Annotated in this window: 14 protein-coding genes; 9 read left to right on the top strand and 5 right to left on the bottom strand. The window is 69.0% G+C overall.

Annotated elements, in window-relative coordinates; translation table 11 throughout:
• The first annotated feature begins 361 nt into the window (after positions 1-361).
• The 6 genes from O1Q96_RS23830 to O1Q96_RS23805 all read left to right on the top strand — a co-directional run bounded on the left by O1Q96_RS23830 (position 362) and on the right by O1Q96_RS23805 (position 9,180).
• Positions 362-1,369, top strand: a complete 1,008-nt coding sequence (locus O1Q96_RS23830; protein ID WP_269250129.1) for a LacI family DNA-binding transcriptional regulator — start codon at positions 362-364, stop codon at positions 1,367-1,369.
• A gap of 560 nt (positions 1,370-1,929) precedes the next feature.
• Positions 1,930-3,228: an extracellular solute-binding protein gene (locus tag O1Q96_RS23825; RefSeq protein WP_269250128.1), complete on the top strand. Its 1,299-nt coding sequence runs from the start codon at positions 1,930-1,932 to the stop codon at positions 3,226-3,228.
• A 33-nt stretch (positions 3,229-3,261) separates the two neighbouring features.
• Positions 3,262-4,248, top strand: a complete 987-nt coding sequence (locus O1Q96_RS23820; RefSeq protein ID WP_419586936.1) for a carbohydrate ABC transporter permease — start codon at positions 3,262-3,264, stop codon at positions 4,246-4,248.
• A 6-nt stretch (positions 4,249-4,254) separates the two neighbouring features.
• Complete coding sequence (locus O1Q96_RS23815) at positions 4,255-5,142, top strand: carbohydrate ABC transporter permease (RefSeq protein WP_269250126.1); 888 nt, start codon at positions 4,255-4,257, stop codon at positions 5,140-5,142.
• Between the two features lie 186 nt (positions 5,143-5,328).
• On the top strand, positions 5,329-7,626 hold the full coding sequence (locus O1Q96_RS23810) for a glycoside hydrolase family 3 N-terminal domain-containing protein (RefSeq protein ID WP_269253699.1): 2,298 nt from the start codon (positions 5,329-5,331) through the stop codon (positions 7,624-7,626).
• Between the two features lie 69 nt (positions 7,627-7,695).
• Positions 7,696-9,180, top strand: a complete 1,485-nt coding sequence (locus O1Q96_RS23805) for a glycoside hydrolase family 32 protein (protein ID WP_269250125.1) — start codon at positions 7,696-7,698, stop codon at positions 9,178-9,180.
• A gap of 535 nt (positions 9,181-9,715) precedes the next feature.
• Here the strand turns inward: O1Q96_RS23805 and O1Q96_RS23800 are convergent.
• From O1Q96_RS23800 to O1Q96_RS23790, 3 genes are all read right to left on the bottom strand, one after another.
• The gene (locus O1Q96_RS23800; protein WP_269250124.1) at positions 9,716-10,198 is read right to left on the bottom strand and encodes a lamin tail domain-containing protein; all 483 of its coding nucleotides are present in this window, start codon (positions 10,196-10,198) and stop codon (positions 9,716-9,718) included.
• An 826-nt stretch (positions 10,199-11,024) separates the two neighbouring features.
• Positions 11,025-11,399, bottom strand: coding sequence for a DUF6233 domain-containing protein (locus tag O1Q96_RS23795; RefSeq protein ID WP_269250123.1), 375 nt, complete (start codon positions 11,397-11,399; stop codon positions 11,025-11,027).
• A 155-nt stretch (positions 11,400-11,554) separates the two neighbouring features.
• Positions 11,555-12,349, bottom strand: a complete 795-nt coding sequence (locus tag O1Q96_RS23790; RefSeq protein WP_269250122.1) for a hypothetical protein — start codon at positions 12,347-12,349, stop codon at positions 11,555-11,557.
• 363 nt (positions 12,350-12,712) lie between these two features.
• Here O1Q96_RS23790 and O1Q96_RS23785 point away from each other — a divergent pair, with 363 nt between their 5' ends.
• The gene (locus O1Q96_RS23785) at positions 12,713-13,735 is read left to right on the top strand and encodes a DNA polymerase Y family protein (protein WP_269250121.1); all 1,023 of its coding nucleotides are present in this window, start codon (positions 12,713-12,715) and stop codon (positions 13,733-13,735) included.
• Between the two features lie 32 nt (positions 13,736-13,767).
• On the top strand, positions 13,768-14,217 hold the full coding sequence (locus O1Q96_RS23780) for a DUF6292 family protein (protein ID WP_269250120.1): 450 nt from the start codon (positions 13,768-13,770) through the stop codon (positions 14,215-14,217).
• Positions 14,218-14,267: 50 nt separating this feature from the next.
• On the opposite strand, the gene O1Q96_RS23775 is transcribed toward O1Q96_RS23780, so the two are convergent.
• Entirely contained in the window at positions 14,268-14,663 is a 396-nt protein-coding gene (locus tag O1Q96_RS23775) for a COG1361 family protein (RefSeq protein WP_269250119.1), read from the bottom strand.
• A gap of 547 nt (positions 14,664-15,210) precedes the next feature.
• On the opposite strand from O1Q96_RS23775, the gene O1Q96_RS23770 reads away from it, so the two are divergent.
• Positions 15,211-15,993 carry a replication-relaxation family protein gene (locus O1Q96_RS23770; protein WP_269250118.1) on the top strand — a complete coding sequence of 261 codons (783 nt, stop codon included), beginning with the start codon at positions 15,211-15,213 and terminating at the stop codon, positions 15,991-15,993.
• Positions 15,994-16,059: 66 nt separating this feature from the next.
• Here O1Q96_RS23770 and O1Q96_RS23765 read toward each other — a convergent pair whose 3' ends face one another.
• On the bottom strand, positions 16,060-16,623 hold the full coding sequence (locus tag O1Q96_RS23765; protein WP_269250117.1) for a cysteine hydrolase family protein: 564 nt from the start codon (positions 16,621-16,623) through the stop codon (positions 16,060-16,062).
• Between the last annotated feature and the right edge of the window lie 541 nt (positions 16,624-17,164).

Below are 17,164 nucleotides of genomic sequence, written 5' to 3'. Positions count from 1 at the left end.
GGTCCTGCCGTCCGCGCGGCGTATCGGCAGCGGCAATCGCGGACCAGTCGATGGAGACCGCCGCGGTGACGACGGAAACTGCTCCTGCGAGAGGTGATCTTTTTTACCGCAGCGCGTTGCGTGCGAGGCCGTCCGACCTGCTCGGGGTGACGGCGTGCCGGTCGCGGGTCGGAAATTCTTTGTTTCCGAGTTGGGTCCAGTGTGTTGACCGGTGGGACATCTCGGTGCTTCAATCCCGGAACCGGTACCGAAACCGGTTCCGGGATCGCTTTCGGTACCGGTTCCGCGAGTCTTTGTACGATCGGTCCTTCGGTGCGGGAGGACTGTCTTCCGCCGTTGTATGGAGGGAGGGGAGAGTGGCATGGGAATAACGATCGCTGACGTGGCCGCGCGGGCGGGAGTCAGCAAGACGACGGTCTCGCGGGTGCTGAACGGCAAAGGCGAGATCCACGAGAACACCGTCTTGAAGGTCCGCAAGGCGATCTCGGAGCTCGGCTATGTGCCGAGCGCCGGGGCTGTAGGGCTTGCCCGCGGCACGACACAGATGATCGGCATGCTGGTCCCTGATCTGGCCTGGGTCTGGTCCGGCATCGTGCAGGCGGTCGTCGACACGCTGGAGAACGAGGGCTTCGGACTGCGCATGCTGACCTGGAACCGCGGTGAGGAGTCACTGCGCAGGCTGGGCCTGCAGGTCGCTGCCAAGTCGTTCGACGGTCTGCTCGTGCTCGAGCCTGAGGGGGCCCTGGGATACATCACGGAACTGCACGAAGCGGGGCTGCCGGTGGTGCTGATCGACGACCGCTTCCAGCGGCCTGGATTCCCCTACGTGGCCACCACCAACCGGGAGGGGGGCGAGCAGGCCGCACGGCACCTGCTGGAAATCGGGCGCCGTCGTCCGCTGGTGGTGACCGGTCCCGAGGCGTACGGCTGCACCCGGGAACGGCTGGGCGGCTTCGTGGAAGTCTATGCGCAGGCCGGGATCGAACTCGACCAGCGCCGCATCATCTGCGGCGACTTCCAGTTCGAAAACAGCCGGAGCGCGGTCGCGCAAGCTCTCGCGGACGGCGTGGAGTTCGACGCGGTCTTCGGGCACAACGACCCCTCGGCGGCCGGCGTGCTCGCCGCGTTGCACGGCGCCGGCCTTGAGATTCCACGGGATGTCGCCGTGGTGGGCTTCGACGACGTCGAGCTGGCGTCGTACACCTATCCGGCACTGACCACCATCCGCCAGCCGATGTGGGAGATGGGTGAGGCGGCGGCGCGTCTGCTCCTGGACCACGTGCGCGGATCGCCGGAGGCCGCCCCCTCGCGCACCATTCCGACCAGCCTCGTGATCCGTGGATCGTCGTTTCAGCCGAACCTAAACTGACGCGACGTCATCGCGCGGCCACCGATCCCCGGACGGCCAAGGGCTTAGTCCGCCCTCTGGCCTGGTCAGGGCTGCCGGCCGCACCCGGTGGACGTATGAGTCGCCACCGTTCCTGAACCGTCCGTCTCCGCCGCCCATTCCAGCCCCGCAGGCGGGGACGGACCCCAGTTGGCCGTGGAACGACCAACACCGGCCCTCGGGCGGGCCGGTAGGTCGTTCAGGTCCAGCTGAAGCCGCTGCACACGTCGGCCCGATCGGCCTGCCCGCGTGCCGGACGGCTTCACCGCCATCCACGCGAACCCAGGATCACGCGTCACCGCCGAGGTGCACGTGCTCGCCCGCCGTTTCCGATCCGGGACACCGAACGGTACGCCTGGCACACCCAGCCCGGCCGCTACCCGCTCCGCGTCGGACGCTGCAGCCGTGATCTGCGCCTGACCGTCGGCGACACCGCCGGCCCCAGGTCTGTGACCCGTGACCTGGCCCTGCCGGTCCCCCCGACCGTTCTCGTCTTCTGCCCCCCGAGTCCTGTACCGCTCAACGGCAAAAGGAGCCGCACGATGCGTACCACCTCTCGTCACACTGTCAGAACCGTCCAGGCCCTGTCCGTCACCATCACAGCAGCCTTGCTGGCCACCGGCTGTGGCCGCAGCGCGGACTCCGGTCCCGGCAAGGACGCTCCTGCGAAGATCGGCAGCGGCAAGGCCAAGGGAACTGTGGTCATGTGGTCCATGGGTGACACCGACCCCGCCCTGAAGAACCTGGCCAAGAAGTTCGAGCAGGAGAACCCGGACGCCCACGTCAAGATCACTCCCGTCCCGTGGGCCTCCGCCCACGACAAGCTGACCACCGCGATCGCCGGTGGCAACACACCGGACATGTCCGTGATCGGCACCACCTGGATGGCCGAGATGGCCGCGATGAACGGCTTCCAGGCCACCCCGGCATCGATCAAGTCGTCGGACTTCTACCCCGGCCAGTGGGACACCACCAAGTACAAGGACACGTCCTACGGTGTGCCGTTCATCGCGAACACCATGGTGGTCTACTACCGCACCGATCTGACCGAGAAGGCCGGCATCAAGGGCGCCCCGGCCACGGACTGGGACGGGTACCTGAAGGACCTGAAGGCCATCCAGGCCACCGCCGGCAAGCAGAATCCCAAGCTGCGCTACTCAACCGGGTGGAACATCGGCTTCAACTCCTGGATCTTCTGGCTGCCGCTGGTCTGGCAGCAGGGCGGTGACATCTACGACGCCAAGACCGGGAAGTTCACCTTCGACTCGCCCGAGGTCGCCAAGGCGCTGGAGTACTACGCGAGCATCCCCCAGCAGGGCCTGGCACCGACCGACAAGACGGAAAGCATGCCGGCGTTCCAGGCCGGCCAGATCGCCACCTACCAGGAGGGGCCGGGGGTCGGCGGCAGCCTCCACAACGACACCCCGAAGCTGGACGGCACGTGGAAGACCGCGCCGCTGCCGTACTCCAAGCAGCCCGCCGGGTTCGCCGGCGGCAGCGACCTGGCGGTGTTCAAGGACGCCAAGAACGCCGACGCGGCTTGGAAGTTCGCCCAGTTCCTCACCGAACCGGCCAACCTCGCGGCCTATGCCAAGGCCACCGGCAACGTTCCGCCCTCGCCCACCGCGTGGGACGAGGCGAAGCTGAGTAACGACGAGAATATGAAGGCGTTCGCCGAGCAGCTCAAGGTCAGCAAGGCGCCGCCCGCCATCGGGACCTGGCAGCAGATCGCTGACGCAGTCGACTCCCAGCTGGAGAGGCTGTCCCTCGGCAAGGCCACGGTGGCTCAGGTGCAGCAGGCGCTGCAGTCCAAGGCCACCTCCATCGGCACCGGCCGCTGAGCGCCGCGGCGTGAGCACCCCTCGTAGGGACGGATGACATCCATGTTCACGAAAACGCCTCCCGGGCGGGGCGACACCCACGAGCCGAGCACCGCAGGGCCGCAGCGAAGTGCCGCTCGCCGGCTCTTCGCGCTCCGGAGCACGGCGCGCGGCAGGCAGGCCCGGGCCGCCTGGGTCCTCGCCGCCCCCTTCCTCGCCCTGTTCCTGGCCTTCATGCTGCTGCCGGTCGTCTGGTCGCTGCTGATGAGCCTGACCGACACCCAGAGCGCCGACCTGCGTACCCCGCTGAATGTGTCGTTCACCGGCTTCGACAACTACGTGCGGCTCTTCCAGGACGAGCAGTTCGTTCACGCCCTGCGCAACACCGCCGTGTTCGTCGTGGTGGGTCTGCCTCTGACGCTTGCGGCCGGGCTCGCCGCGGCGGTCGCCCTCGACCGCGGCATCCGCCGCTTCCGGGCCGTCTTCCGGGTCGGCTTCTACCTCCCGGTCATCACCAGCATCGTGGCCATCGCCGTGGTCTGGAAGACGCTCTTGGACCCACAGGCGGGACTGGTGAACACCGTCCTGGGCTGGTTCGGGATCGATGGCCCCGCCTGGCTGGCCGACACCCGCTTCGCGCTGCCCGTCATGATCCTCATGGCCGTGTGGCGCAACCTCGGCACCGTCATGATCATCATGCTGGCCGGACTGCAGTCCGTGCCCCACTCCCTGATGGAGGCCGCCGAACTCGACGGCGCCGGGGCCTGGCAGCGCTTCTGGCGGGTCAGCTTCCCGCTGCTGCGCCCCGCCCTGCTGCTCACGGCTGTGACCACCGGCATCGGCTATTTGCAGTTCTTCGACGAACCGTTCGTCATGACCCAGGGCGGACCGCTGGACTCCACCCTCTCGGCCACGATGTACGCCTACGACCAGTTCGGCAACGGCAACTACGACGTGGCCTCGGCCGCCGGCTACGTCATTTTCGTCCTCATCGTCGCGCTGACCGTCCTGCAGTTCCGGGTACTGCGAGACAAGGACTGATACCCCATGAGTACCCTCTCCACCCTGCGAACAGCACCATCCGACGCGGACCGGGCTCTGCGGCGCCGCCACATCCGGCAGACCTGGGGCCAGCCCTGGCTGTACGTACCACTCGCCGGCGCTCTCCTGTTGATGGTCGCGCCGTTCTTGTGGATGCTCTCCGGTTCCTTCAAACCCGAGGCCGACATCCGCGCCGTGCCGCCCGTGCTGATCCCCACCGCACCCACGACCGCCAACTTCCACGAACTGTTCAGCAGGCTCGACTTCACGAGCATGTTCGCCAACTCCGTGACCGTGGCCCTCGCAGTCACCGCGGGGAACCTGATCTTCTGCTCGATGCTCGGCTACGCCCTGGCCAAGCTGGAGTTCCGCGGACAGCGCGCCGTATTCATGCTGGTCATCGGGACTCTCATGGTCCCCGGCCTGGTCACCTTCGTACCGCTGTACGTGCTGGTGGCCAACATGAATCTGACCGGTTCCCTGCTCGGGCTGATCCTGCCCTTCCTGGCCACCCCGTTCGGGGTGTTCCTGATGCGGCAGTTCATCTCCTCCCTGCCCGACGAGCTGATCGACGCCGCCCGCGTCGACGGCTGCCGCGAACTGGCCATCTTCTGGAAGATCATCCTGCCGCTGACCAAACCCGCCCTCGCCACCCTCGGGATCATCACCTTCCTGGGCTCCTGGAACAACTTCCTGTGGCCGCTGGTCGTGGCCCAGAACGAAAGCCAGTACACCCTCCCCGTCGGTCTCGCCCTGGCCAGCGGCGGACAGGACTTCACTCGCTACGGCATCCTCCTCGCCGGCAGCGTCGTCGTCCTGCTCCCGGTGATGATCGTCTTCCTCCTCTTCCAGCGCCAATTCGTCGCCGGCATCGCCACCACCGGCCTGAAGTGACACCCCGGCGTCCGCCTCGCTGCCCTGTGCCGTTACCGGTCCCGACCGGGCGGCGGGCGGACAGCCCGCGAGCCCCGCCGCGCCAGTCCGAGCGCCACCACGGCCGCCGGCAGCGTCCTTGCGACGAAGCGCTCGAAGCCGCCAACCAACTCTCGACCTGTGACGACTCATCTCTTGGAGAACAACGTGGGACAGCCGGTCCGCTCTGCGGCGTACCTGGATCCGGAATCATCCGTGGAAGCGAGGATCGAGGACCTGCTCTCCCGGATGACCCTGCCGGAGAAGGTCGGGCAGTTGCTGATGCTCGACGCACAGCACGGGGACCTCGTGGACATCCTGTCGGCCAAGCTGGCCGGGTCCGTTCTGCATGTGACTCCCGAACGAATGCCCGAGGCCATGGAAATGGCCCAGCGGACACGGCTCGGCATCCCGCTGCTCACAGCCGACGACGCCATCCACGGCCACTCGTTCTGGCCGGGCGCGACCATCTTCCCGACTCAGCTGGCCATGGCCTGCACCTGGGACCCCGCTCTGCTCCACCGGGTGGCCCGCGCGTCCGCGACCGAAATCGCGACGACCGGAATCCACGGGACGTTCTCCCCCGTCCTGTGCATCACCCGGGACCTGCGCTGGGGCCGGATCAACGAGACGTTCGGCGAGGACCCGTTCCTGATCGGCGAACTCGGCGCGGCAATGGTGCGCGGCTACCAGGGGGAGGGCCTCAGCGACCCGACAGCCGTGCTGGCGTACGCCAAGCACTTCGCGGGTTACTCCGAAACCCTGGGCGGGCGCGACGCGAGCGAAGCCGATCTCAGCCCACGCAAACTGCGCTCATGGTTCCTGCCCCCCTTCGAGCAAGCCGTTCGGGCCGGCTGCCGCGGCGTCATGCTCGGCTACCAGTCGATCGACGGTGTGCCCATCACCGCGAATCAGTGGCTGATCAACGACGTACTCAAGGGTGAGTGGGGCTTCACCGGCACGCTGGTGACCGACTGGGACAACGTCGGCCGGATGGTCTACGACCAGCGCACCTGCGCCGACCACGCCGAGGCGGCGGCGGTCGCCGTCAACTCCGGAAACGACCTCATCATGGCCACGCCGCAGTTCTTCGAGGGCGCGCAGGAGGCGGTCGCCCGCGGCCTGGTCGAGGAAAAGCAGATCGATGACGCGGTACGGCGGGTCCTGCGGCTGAAGTTCGAGCTCGGGCTCTTCGAGGACCCCCGCGCCCCCGACCCCGAGCGGCAGGCGCAGGTGATCGGCTGCCGCGAACACGCCGACCTCAACCTGGAGACCGCCCGGCGCTCCCTGGTGCTGCTGCGCAACGAGGGGATCCTGCCCCTCGAAGGCGGGCTGACCCCGGACACAACCGGCCGCGCCGCGAGCCAGGGCACACCGCGGACGATCGCGGTCATCGGCCCCAACGCCGACAGCCCGCAAGCCATGCTCGGCGACTGGGCAGGCGCCACCGGCCAGGTCCCGTGGATGCCCGACGGACATCCACGCGAGACGGTGGAGACGGTGCTCGACGGCCTGCGCGCCGTCGTACCCGCCGACTGGACCATCACGCACGCCCTCGGAGCCGACATAGCAAGCCCCGACTCCAACTCCGAGTGGTCCCTCGGGCCCGACGGTCAACCACAGCCGCCCGTTTTCACCCCCGCCCCGGTCGACCAGGCACAACTCCGGGAAGCCACGGCTGCCGCAGAGGCCGCCGACTACGCCGTGGTGGTCGTAGGGGACACCATCGACCTCACCGGCGAGGTGCGCTCCACGGCCACGCTCGACCTCCAAGGAAGCCAGATCGCACTGCTGAACGCGGTCGCCGCCACCGGCACACCCATGATCGTCGTACTGATCCAGTCCAAGCCGAGCACCCTCCCCGACTCGGCACTGAACGCGGCAGCACTCATCGAGGCGTTCAACCCGGGCATGCGCGGTGGCCGCGCCCTCGCCGAACTCCTCCTCGGACTCACCGAACCCAGCGGCCGGCTCCCGGTCTCCTTCGCACGCCACGTCGGACAGCAACCGGTCTTCTACAACCAGGTGCGCGGCCAGCACGGCAACCGATACGCGGATCTCACCCAGGACCCCCTGTTCGCGTTCGGCGAGGGCCTCACCTACACCACCGTCACCTACTCCGACCTCGTCGTGCACGACCCGGACGTCCCTGCCGACGGCACCGTCGACGCCACGGTGCGCCTCACCAACAGCGGGGACCGTCCGGCCCTGGAAACGGTCCAGGCGTACATCAGCGACCTGACCACCAGTGTCACCTGGGCCGAGCAGGAGCTGAAGGGTTTCACCCAGGTCGAGGTCCCTGCCGGCGAAAGCCTGGAGGTCAACATCAGCATTCCTGCCTCGGGGTGCTCACTCGTCACGGCCGACAACCGGCGCGTGGTCGAACCAGGTGAGTTCGCCCTCCGTGTCGGCCCCAGCTCACGGCGGGAGCAGCAGCTGAGCGCGGGGTTCCGTATCCGGGCCTGAGGACCACCGTCCAGCGCCCCTCGGCACCGCTGGGCGGTGCCCCTGTCTGACATACCGAAAGGCATACGTGTGTCCACCACGCCCGCACCCCTCGATCCGCACTACCCCGTCGTGCACCTGCGCCCGCCCCGTAACTGGATCAACGACCCCAACGGGCTGGTCTTCCACGACGGCCACTACCACGTCTTCTACCAGTACAACCCGCACGGAGCGATCCACGCGAACATCCACTGGGCCCACTTCCGCAGCCCCGACCTGCTGACCTGGGAGCCACTGCCGATCGCCCTGTCCCCGACCCCCGGTGGCGTGGACGCCGACGGCTGCTTCTCCGGCAACGCCGTCTCCGACGGCGACCGCCTCGTCGCCTTCTACTCCGCGCACCGCGAGGACCGCTCGCCCCAGCACCAGCCCGTCACCTGCGCCGTCTCTCACGACGACGGCCGGACCTTCAGCCCGCGCGCAGAACTGCTCATCCCCGAGCTGCCCGAGGACTGCACCATGTACCGCGACCCGTACGTCTGGCAGGACGGCGACGGCTGGCGGATGCTGGTCGGCGCCGCCCTCGCGGACGGCCGCGCCGCAGCCCTCCTGTACGACTCGCCCGACCTGGAGACCTGGACCTACCGGGGGCCCTTCGCGTCCCGCGAGAAGGAGCCGATCAATGGCACCAGCCGGAACACCGGCGAGGGCTGGGAATGCCCCCAGTACCTCCCCGCAGCCTCGGGACCCGGCGCCCTCATCCTCAGTGCCTGGAACCTCGACGACGGCCCCCAGTGCGTCGAGGCCCTCATAGGTGAGGAACACGGCGACGTCTTCGAAGCCGGCCCGGCCGTGCTCGTCGACCACGGCCCCGACTGCTACGCACCCGCCCTGCTGCGCGCGCCGGGCAATCGGTGGCTGCTGTGGGGCTGGGCGTGGGAAGCCCGCGACGAAGCCTGGGCCGTCGCAGACGGATGGGCCGGCGTCCTCACCCTGCCCCGCGAAATCCACGTCGACGACGAGGGCATGCTGCGCCAGCAGCCAGCCGCCGAACTGCTCGCCCTGCGCGGCGAGCACATCATCCACACCGCGGGTGCGACGCACGGCCCGCAGCCGGTGGCCCTCGGCAGCGTGAGCCGCGCCTTCGACCTGACGGCCCGTCTGGAGCCGACCGGCATCGCCGGTCTGCGGCTGCTCACCACCCCTGACGGCTCCGAGTACCTCGAGATCCGCCTCGATGCCGATGCGGGCGAACTGGTCGTCGACCGTGACCATGCCTCACTGGACCCCCGAGCCCGCGGCGGCTCCTACCGGTTGCCCTGCCCTACCGGTCAGCCGGTCGAGCTGCACGTGGTCGTCGACCACTCCATCGCCGAAATCTTCCTGACCACCACCGGCCAGGTCCTCACCTTGCGCTTCTACCCAACAGGGCAGGGTGCGTGGCGACTTCAGGCCCAGGCCCACAGCACGCCCGGTACGCGCCTCAGCTACGCGATCGACGTGTGGGAGCTGCACCCGCTCGTGATCAAGGAGCCGAGCACCGGCGTCACAGCGCTGGCGCCAACGTCGCCGTAGGGGCTGGCCCTGCCCCCGATACTCCCTCTTACTGGCGGGCGCCAGAGCCTTCGCCAGTCCAGTGCGGGGCTTCGGCCCCGCCGCAGGAAAACCTCCCCAGATGACACCTGTTCACGGACTGGTGCCCTGGGCCACGGGTCTGGACTCCCCTGCCCGGACGCTCAAATTGCCGTCAGAGTGCGCCTTCGGAGGCGGTGCCGCAGCCCCAGAGTTCGGCCACGATCGTGAGACTGAACGGCTGGCCACGGGGTGCGAGACCTCAGGGAGCCGCAGGTCACGTCTGCGCCGCCGGACACGGGAAGTGAGTCCCTACATCAGCGTACGAGCGGCTGCCCGTACTGGCACGCGCACCTGCTGCATCCCGTGGCTAGCCCTGGGGAGGATTGAGCTCCCGCATCCAGCCTGCAGGCTGTAGAGGTACTGGCGCAGGCGAGCGGCGTCCCGGGGCGCTGGGTGGAGCCGCCTGGGACGCCGCTGGGGGTCAAACCTGTGCCGAGGGCTTCTACTTCATGGCTGTGCCTTGGTGGGGGTGGGGTCAGCGGCGGTGGTTGCCGCCGCCGTGGTGGCGGCCCCAGGACTGGTCGTCGATGCGGCGGCCGTTGTCGTTGCGCAGGGTGGCGGTGTCGGAGCGGTTGTCCCACACGTAGCGGCGGCGGTCCTGGTAGACGTGGCCGTCGTGGTCACGGCCATTGCCGGTGTGGACACGCACGGTCTCGTGACCGCCGAGGCGGTAGTGGCTGAAGGTGTAGGTGCGGCCGTCCTCGTCCGCGAGGGTCCAGCCGTTGAGGTTGACGCTGCGGCGGCCGGTGTTGGTGATGTCGACCCACTCCTTGTTGAGGGAGCGGTTGGAGCCGTTGTCGAAGCCGGGGGAGTCGTACTGCACGTCGCTGATCTCGACGCGGGAGCGCCGGTCCTGCTGGCTGCTGTCCGCGGAAGCGGGCAGGGCGAACGCGCCGAGGGCTGCGCCGGCGGCGAGGACGGTGGCGGCGATACGGGTGGAGCGTGACGACATGGACATCACCCAACTGTGCGAGTCCCGGTGGTCGGCCCTGACCGGCCACCGGGGATGATGTTGCGTTCCCGGCGAGTGCCGAGGACCCACAGCTTGGCCCCGGCCCGCCCGGCCCGGCGGGTGTCCCGCTTGGTGTTGCCGTATGCGGACATTTCCGTGACTGTCGGATGCGGTCCCCACCCAACCGGGCAGACGAGCAGCGGCAGTTCGGTGTCCCATGCACCCACAGCCGAAGATCGCCGTGGAAGCGGTTTCCAGCTCTCCCCACGCCCCTGCCGCACTCCCCGCGCGCGGTGACCGCCGGGCTCGCATAGCCGTAACAGGCCTCAGACCTGCAGATTCGCTTCACTGTTCCAGAACGCCGGAACTGTTCGAGCGGATCGGCGCCGGAGCGGGGCTGTGCCTGCTGCAGGCCGCACCGGGCGCGCTCCCCGCGTCCGCGGCGCGCCGGCCCCTGACGGCGAAAGCCGCGCCGCCCTCGTCCTTCCATCTGCCTCCGGTCCATGCCGTACGGAGGAATCGAGAAATCCGGGATGGCCTGCGGCCAGCTCTGCCGGTCAGCTCGCCCCGGTGCGGGTGTTGTTGAAGCGGATGCCGGTGCCCCAGTTTTCGCGGGCGGTGGTCAGGCACACTGGCACAGAGGCAGGCCTCCGCTGCCGTATTTGTGGGTGTTGCGCTGGCAGCCGGAGCAGGGTCCGACCAGGCTGCCGGAGCAGGTGAAGGTGGAGGGGTCCGGCTCGCTGATCGGGGGTGGGAAAGTGCTGGTCATCGAAGGCGTCCTGTTCCGGGGGAGGGGGGCGGGGACTGCAATGAGCGAGGCTGTGCGAGTGGGTCAGTGCGCCGTACCGGCGAGGGCCGGGCGGGTGGGTAAGTCGAGGATGTCCAGGGCGGTGTCGGGCTGGCAGTGGCTGCACGCCTGCACTCCTGTCGCGAGGAGCCGGCGGGCCTCGTCACGGTTCACCGGGCGGCGTCGTTTGCCCGCGGCGTAGCAGCCGCCCGCATGGACCTCGATGGGTGGGCGTCCGTCGCCGATGCCGAGTTCGACGAACCACGCCGGCTCCGCGGGCCGTCTCTGCCGCCCGCGTTCCTGCTCGGCTTCCCGCTGCTGGACGGTGGCGATCTTGTCGTCGATGCGCTGCAGCCACATCGCATGCCGGACCCGTAGTGCGTGCAGTCGTCCCAGGTCAGGGGGCAGATCATCCAACATGTTCCATCCCGGGGCCGATCGCTGCGGAGATGTGACTTCCAGAGACAGATGGCCAGTGACGGCGGGAAGGCTGCTGGTGAGCGGCCTGTGCTCAAGGATGGTTGGCCACTGCGGCCTCGACTTCGTCGCGGAGTCGGGGCCAGGCGCACTTGTCGTCACGCACCCCGGGCGGCACTCGGCCGCTGGTGCTGGTGGAGCAGCCAGGCCGTGCACGCCACGACCGGTACAGCAACGGTGGGCACAACCCACGACGGGCTGCCGAGCCACACAGCAGGCAACCCCACGGCAGCACAGGTGATCACCGTGGTGATGATCAGCGGTTTGCCGTACGGGTGCCAGGGAAAGGGCTCGCGGCCAAGGGGTCTGGTCATTCGCACCGTACCGAACCCAAGCCCCATGGCCGCTAGGAGACCTAGGAACGTGCCGATGGCGACTGTCATCTGGGGCTCGTCGCGGGGTTCTTCGGAGGTACCCTGCCGAACACCTTCCTTGCTGACCGTCATGACGTCGCCGCGCCAGACGGTGCCTGTGACCTGGTCTCCCGGCCGAAGTTGCTCCAACAGCGGCCCCGGATCACCGAAGGCCACGACCCCGTTCCAGAAGGGCGTGCCAGACAAGGCCGCCTTGTAGCTGCCGCTTCTGCTCTGCTTGATCTGCGTGCTCTCGACGGTGAAAGAGACCGTACGCAGGCAGTCCTCCCGCACTTCCGCCGTCGCGTGGGCGGGGCACGCTTCGGCCGCGACGTAGTCCTGGTGCCGCTTGGTGTCGGAGGGCAGCCACGCGGTGAACACGAGATAGCAGCCCAGTGCCGGGATCAGGGACAACATGATCAGCGCCGCGCCCACGAGCCGCGGCCGGCCCGGAGACCGCCGGGCCGGTTGGTCAGCGCGCGGCGCAGGCAGCGACGGCCCGTCCATCCCGCGGGTGGTGTCCGTGCTCGGCACTGTCATCACTCGCCTCTCCTGGCCGATCCGAAAGGCCCCTCCGCCGAAGTGGCGCTCCAGACCCGTCGCCATAGCTTCGTCCAGCCAGAAGCAGGCAGACAACGAGGACCTCAGGCAACCTGCGTTCGCTCTTCATTTCCGCACCTGGGCAATCGCCGTGGCCCGCTCCCGGCCGTGCAAGCCCCCGGCTCTGGACGTCGGTGCGTCAGCCTGACGGCCGCACTGGTCACTGAGACCCCGAACCGGGCCTGGGTGGCCAAGTAGCGCTGCCAGTGGCCATCTATCGCTGCGAGTCACAGCTGCGCAGACCGCACCACTCGCGTGTTCGAATTCTTGTTCGATACGGTGAGTGTAGTGGAGGTGGGTGCCATGGAGGCGCAAGCGCAGACGCGGGTCTCGGGGGAAGTGCGGGTGTCGAGTGTGATGCATGTGCGCTGTGCGGACCGGGTCCCGGAGGACGTCTTCCGGCAGGTCCTGGAACAGTGCGCGGAGCTCTCCCCGACCGTCCAGGCCCTGCCACCGTCCGCAGCCCTGGTCGAACTCAAGGGCGCCCTGCGCTACCACGGCACCGACGCCCGACGGCTGGGAGAAGTCCTGCGGGTACGCACACTCTCCCGCCTCGGGACCGACGTACGCGTCGGGATCGGCCCCAGCATCACGGTGGCGGCCACCGCCTCCGGCCAGATCGACGCCCCCGGCGGTGTCCTCGCCGTCGACCCCGACCGGGTCGTCGACTGGCTCGGGCCGCTGCCCGTCGAAGCCCTGCACGGCATCGGCCCGAAACAGGCGTCGGCGCTGCGGGAGTACGGCGTGCACTGCGTCGGCCTGCTCGCCACCGTCCCGCCGGCCACCGTGCAGCGGCTGCTCGGCGGCAAAGCCGGACGGCTGGCCGCCGACCGGGCCCGCGGCATCGACCCCCGCCCCGTCGCCCCACGAGCCCTGCCCGCTTCCATGAGCGTGCGGTACGTCTTCGTGCAGCAGACCCTGGACGGGGCGCTGGTCCGTGGCGCGCTGCTGGATCTGGTCGTGCAGCGCGGGGTGCAGCTGCGTGGCCGCGGCCAGGTCGCGCGCGGCCTGACGCTGTCCTTGCGGTTTGCTGGCGGGACGTCGTGGGAGAAGTCGCGCCGTCTGCCGGAGGCCTCCGCGCACGACGACGACCTGCGCACTCTGGCCTACCGGCTGATCGATGCCGCGGGTCTGCAGCGTGGCCGCCTGACCGGACTCGCCCTGCGCGGCGACGACCTCACTGATGCCGACCGGGTCGCTGAGCAGATCAGTCTCGACCAGGCGCGGGAGGACCGGCTGGTCGCGGAAGCGGTCAGCGACCGCATCCGGCGGAAGTTCGGGCCCGATGCGATCGGTCCGGCCGCAGCGCTGCTGCGCGCCTCCTGACCCCGTTGACCTGATCCGTTGTGGAGGCGCGAGTGCTGCTCAACCCGCCAGGGCTCCTGCGCCCCGGCCTGCTGCCGCACTGGCCCTACGCCCGAGCCGTCGACCAGGCCCTCACCGACCGCGGCATCGCGCCGGGCACCGTCCGGGTGGAGCGCACCGGCCGGGCCTACGGCGAGCTCATGTATTTGGTGCTGGCCTGGGATGTGTCCCGCTGCGCCGGGCCGGGCGGCCTCCGGCTGACCTGGCGGGAAGACACCGGCTGGTCCCACACCCTGCTCCGCGCTGGGGGAGGCGGAGCGATCCCGCGTGGCCCGCTCACTGCCCTGCACCGGGTGTACGGGACCCCGGAAGCCGTCACCGATGTGGCCGAAGCTCTGATTTCCCGGCGTTTTCGCGGCTACGACACGGAATGGCATGAGGAGTGGGGCGGTGCGCACGAGGTGCGCACCGCGATCAACATCTTCCGGGAGCCGGTCGGCTGATCGGCGTGGCGGGCCTGTGCTGTGTCTGGCCGGTCGCCGGTGCCGGGTGGTCAGGAGGCGGCCGACTCCCAGGTCACCCGTCCGCTGATCCGCGCCGGGCCGGATGTGTTCTCTGGGAGGTCGGCCCCGAGGCTGCCTTCCACTCGTTCTCCGGGGGCGAGGGTGCCGTAGCCGCAGCGGATGGTCTCGCCGCTGGGTGTGCACTGCTGGGGCAGCGAGGTGACGGGCAGGCTGGGTGTGATCTTGTGTGTCATGACGACGTTGTGGGCACTCTGGTCGCCGGTGTTGGTCACCGTCCACTGCCAGGTGACGTGGTCTCCTTCCTCGGAGAGTTCCGGTGCTGAGTAGGCGTACTCGATGCTTCCGGCTGCCAGCGCATGGGGTGCGTTGACCATGGCGGAGCCGGCGAGGGCAGTGGCCGAGAGGGCGAGCATCCTGGATCGCATGAGGTCCTGTTTCATCAAAGGAAGGGGGTGCATCGGAGTCGATGCGGCGGCTTTCTAACCCCTGAAGTGATGTGGGAGAAACGAGGTTCCACCAGTTCGGGCACCCGCTCTGGCAGCCGCCCGCGAGGGGAGCGGCCGGCTCCGGCACGCAGATCCTGTGACGGATACGTCCGGCGCACCTGCCACCTTGCCCACTGCACGCTCCGCGCCCGTACCGGCTGTCGGGCAAGCCTCCAATTCCCCTACCGATCTCCCTACCGTTCCCCCTACCAACTCCCCTACCGGCACCCGTAGTAGGCTGCGCATGCTTTGCGCAGGTCAGACCCCTTGACCAGCCCCGACCACGAACCCCGACAACCCTCTTCTCTCTCCTTTGCCTGTACCTGCTTGCTGGGGGATGGATTGTCTGTGGCAGGTGGCAGGGTGGGCGCGTCGTGATCAGAGGCTTGGGGCGGCGCGTGTGGGTTGCGGCCCGGCGCGGCCGGTCCGCCGTGCGGCGCCTGGCGGGCGCCGCGATCAGGGTGAGACGGGGAAGGAGCGGTGTGGGGTGGGCGGTTCGAAGGCGTACCCGTACGGATCGACATCGGCGGTGCGCGGGCACGTCCTGGCCACGCTCGGGGTGCTGAAGGTGGCGAGCGCCGATCAGATCCACCGGCTGATGGCCGCGGGCCATAAGGACAACAAGGCGTTCCGTAACGCCCTGCTGGATCTGGCCCGGTACGGCATCACCGTTTCGGAGGGCAGCAGCCGGGACGGCAACAAGCTGTGGTCGCTGACACCGCTGGGTCTGGACGCGGCCGCGGAAGTCCTCGGCAGGCCGGCGGACCAGATGGGCGGCACCGCCCGCGGCGCGGCCCGCTCAGGAGCTCCGCACGCCATGGCGGTCAACGAGACCATCATCGCGATCACCCGCACTCCCGCCGCCCCGACCCGGCCCGTGCCCCGGCAGCGGACCGAATCCGCCGTGCCGTCGGCGGCCGTGGAAGCAGACGCGATGGGGCCGCAGGGGATTGGCACGGTCGGCTCCTGGTCGACGGAGGCCTCGCTGAATCTGCCCAGCAGCAGAGGCACCCGCACCGCCGTCCGCGCGGATGCCGTGTTGCAGGCCCCGGAGGCCGGCCTGCCGGTGCTGTTCGTCGAGGTCGACAACTGCACCGAATCCCCCGAGGTGCTGGCCGCGAAGTTCGAGAAGTACCGCACCTACTTCCGCCTCTGCGCGGCCATCGTCGACCGGCTCACCTTCGGCGGCAACCTGATCCAGACCGGCACCGACTCCTACCGCCTGGCCCTCACCCAAGCCCGGGCAGCAGCACAGAACGCCGCTGGCTGACCTCCCCCGGCCGGCGGGAGGCGATGCCGTCTTGCCCCGAACGCGAGGGTCCTTGACGGCCTCCCGCTATTGCGGTGCGAGCGCTTTGAGCCAGTCCTCGACGGCGACGACATCTGCCCACTGCGGGAACAGCTTTTCGGTGAGCATCCGGTGCACCTCGGGGTCGGTGTCGAGGCAGCCATCCGCCAGGACGGTGAGACCGAAGTCCAGGTCGATGGCGTGCCACAGAGTGGACAGCACTACAGCGCTGGTGGCGATGCCAGTGAGAACAAGGCTGTCGACATCTCGAGCCCTGAGTACCAAGTCGAGGTCGCTGCCCGAGAACGCGCTCCCCCGCCTCTTGGTGACCACCACGTCGCCCTGCTGCGGCGCAACGTCGTCATGAATCGCGGTGCCAGGGGCGCCCTCGGTGAACAGGCCGGCCCGCACGGCGTTTGTCATCACCCTGTTGCGAGGGCTGACTTCCGGACCGCCCGGCCGTAACCCCATCACCACGTAGATCACGGGGATGCCGGCAGCCCGGGCACCGTCGATCGCGCTGCGCAAGCGCGGCAGATATCCGGAACCGTCGTCGGCGATGGCCACGACGTCCCGTTGGACGTCCATCACCAGAAGTGCGCTGTTCGCCATGCTTGCCGTCCCTTCTCCGTTGCGAAACAGGAGCAAGTCTGGTGGATCAACCGAGCCTCGGTGGAGGTTTCGGAGATCCTCATCAGCGTCGCGCCGCAGTGCGCCCATGACCGGTGTCGGTTCTCATCGACATTTTCTTGCCCTGTGATCACCAAGTGCTGTCCAAACTCGGTGATAGGCGGTGTCGTCCGTCAGTTACGAAGCCACGTATCGGCCCGGAAGGGCTGAAGAACCGGATGAACACCGTTCTCCAGCTGTCCCGGCAGGTGTGGTCGGGCACCTACCAGTGGCACGGCGCCTACGGGGCGGGGGAGGCGGGACGGCTACTACGATCACGCGGACGCGGTCCCCGTCCTGTTCACCACCCTGGAGCGCCTCCAGACCAACGGCCCGCACGGCGCGGTGTGGAGACGCTGCGGACACGGCCAGTTCGAGACCCTCCCCGACGCCCTCGCCAACCCCCAGGACCACGACGCCTGGGCTGTCCGTGAGGAAGCGCGGCGCCGGGAACGCGACGCGGAGCGCGAAGAGCGGCAGCGGG

Origin of the sequence: Streptomyces aurantiacus, assembly GCF_027107535.1 — a bacterium.
In the GTDB taxonomy this organism is placed as follows: Bacteria; Actinomycetota; Actinomycetes; order Streptomycetales; family Streptomycetaceae; genus Streptomyces.
Note: the sequence above shows the minus strand (reverse complement) of the source record. Positions and strands in the feature narration are given on the sequence as shown.

Bases quoted from the DNA above. Each gene is read 5' to 3' on its own strand.
- O1Q96_RS23795 (WP_269250123.1), bottom strand. From the start codon at position 11,399: ATGTTGGATGATCTGCCCCCTGACCTGGGACGACTGCACGCACTACGG.
- O1Q96_RS23825 (WP_269250128.1), top strand. From the start codon at position 1,930: ATGCGTACCACCTCTCGTCACACTGTCAGAACCGTCCAGGCCCTGTCC.
- O1Q96_RS23830 (WP_269250129.1), top strand. From the start codon at position 362: ATGGGAATAACGATCGCTGACGTGGCCGCGCGGGCGGGAGTCAGCAAG.
- O1Q96_RS23775 (WP_269250119.1), bottom strand. From the start codon at position 14,663: ATGCGATCCAGGATGCTCGCCCTCTCGGCCACTGCCCTCGCCGGCTCC.
- O1Q96_RS23815 (WP_269250126.1), top strand. From the start codon at position 4,255: ATGAGTACCCTCTCCACCCTGCGAACAGCACCATCCGACGCGGACCGG.
- O1Q96_RS23820 (WP_419586936.1), top strand. From the start codon at position 3,262: ATGACATCCATGTTCACGAAAACGCCTCCCGGGCGGGGCGACACCCAC.
- O1Q96_RS23790 (WP_269250122.1), bottom strand. From the start codon at position 12,349: ATGACAGTGCCGAGCACGGACACCACCCGCGGGATGGACGGGCCGTCG.
- O1Q96_RS23800 (WP_269250124.1), bottom strand. From the start codon at position 10,198: ATGTCCATGTCGTCACGCTCCACCCGTATCGCCGCCACCGTCCTCGCC.
- O1Q96_RS23785 (WP_269250121.1), top strand. From the start codon at position 12,713: ATGGAGGCGCAAGCGCAGACGCGGGTCTCGGGGGAAGTGCGGGTGTCG.
- O1Q96_RS23765 (WP_269250117.1), bottom strand. From the start codon at position 16,623: ATGGCGAACAGCGCACTTCTGGTGATGGACGTCCAACGGGACGTCGTG.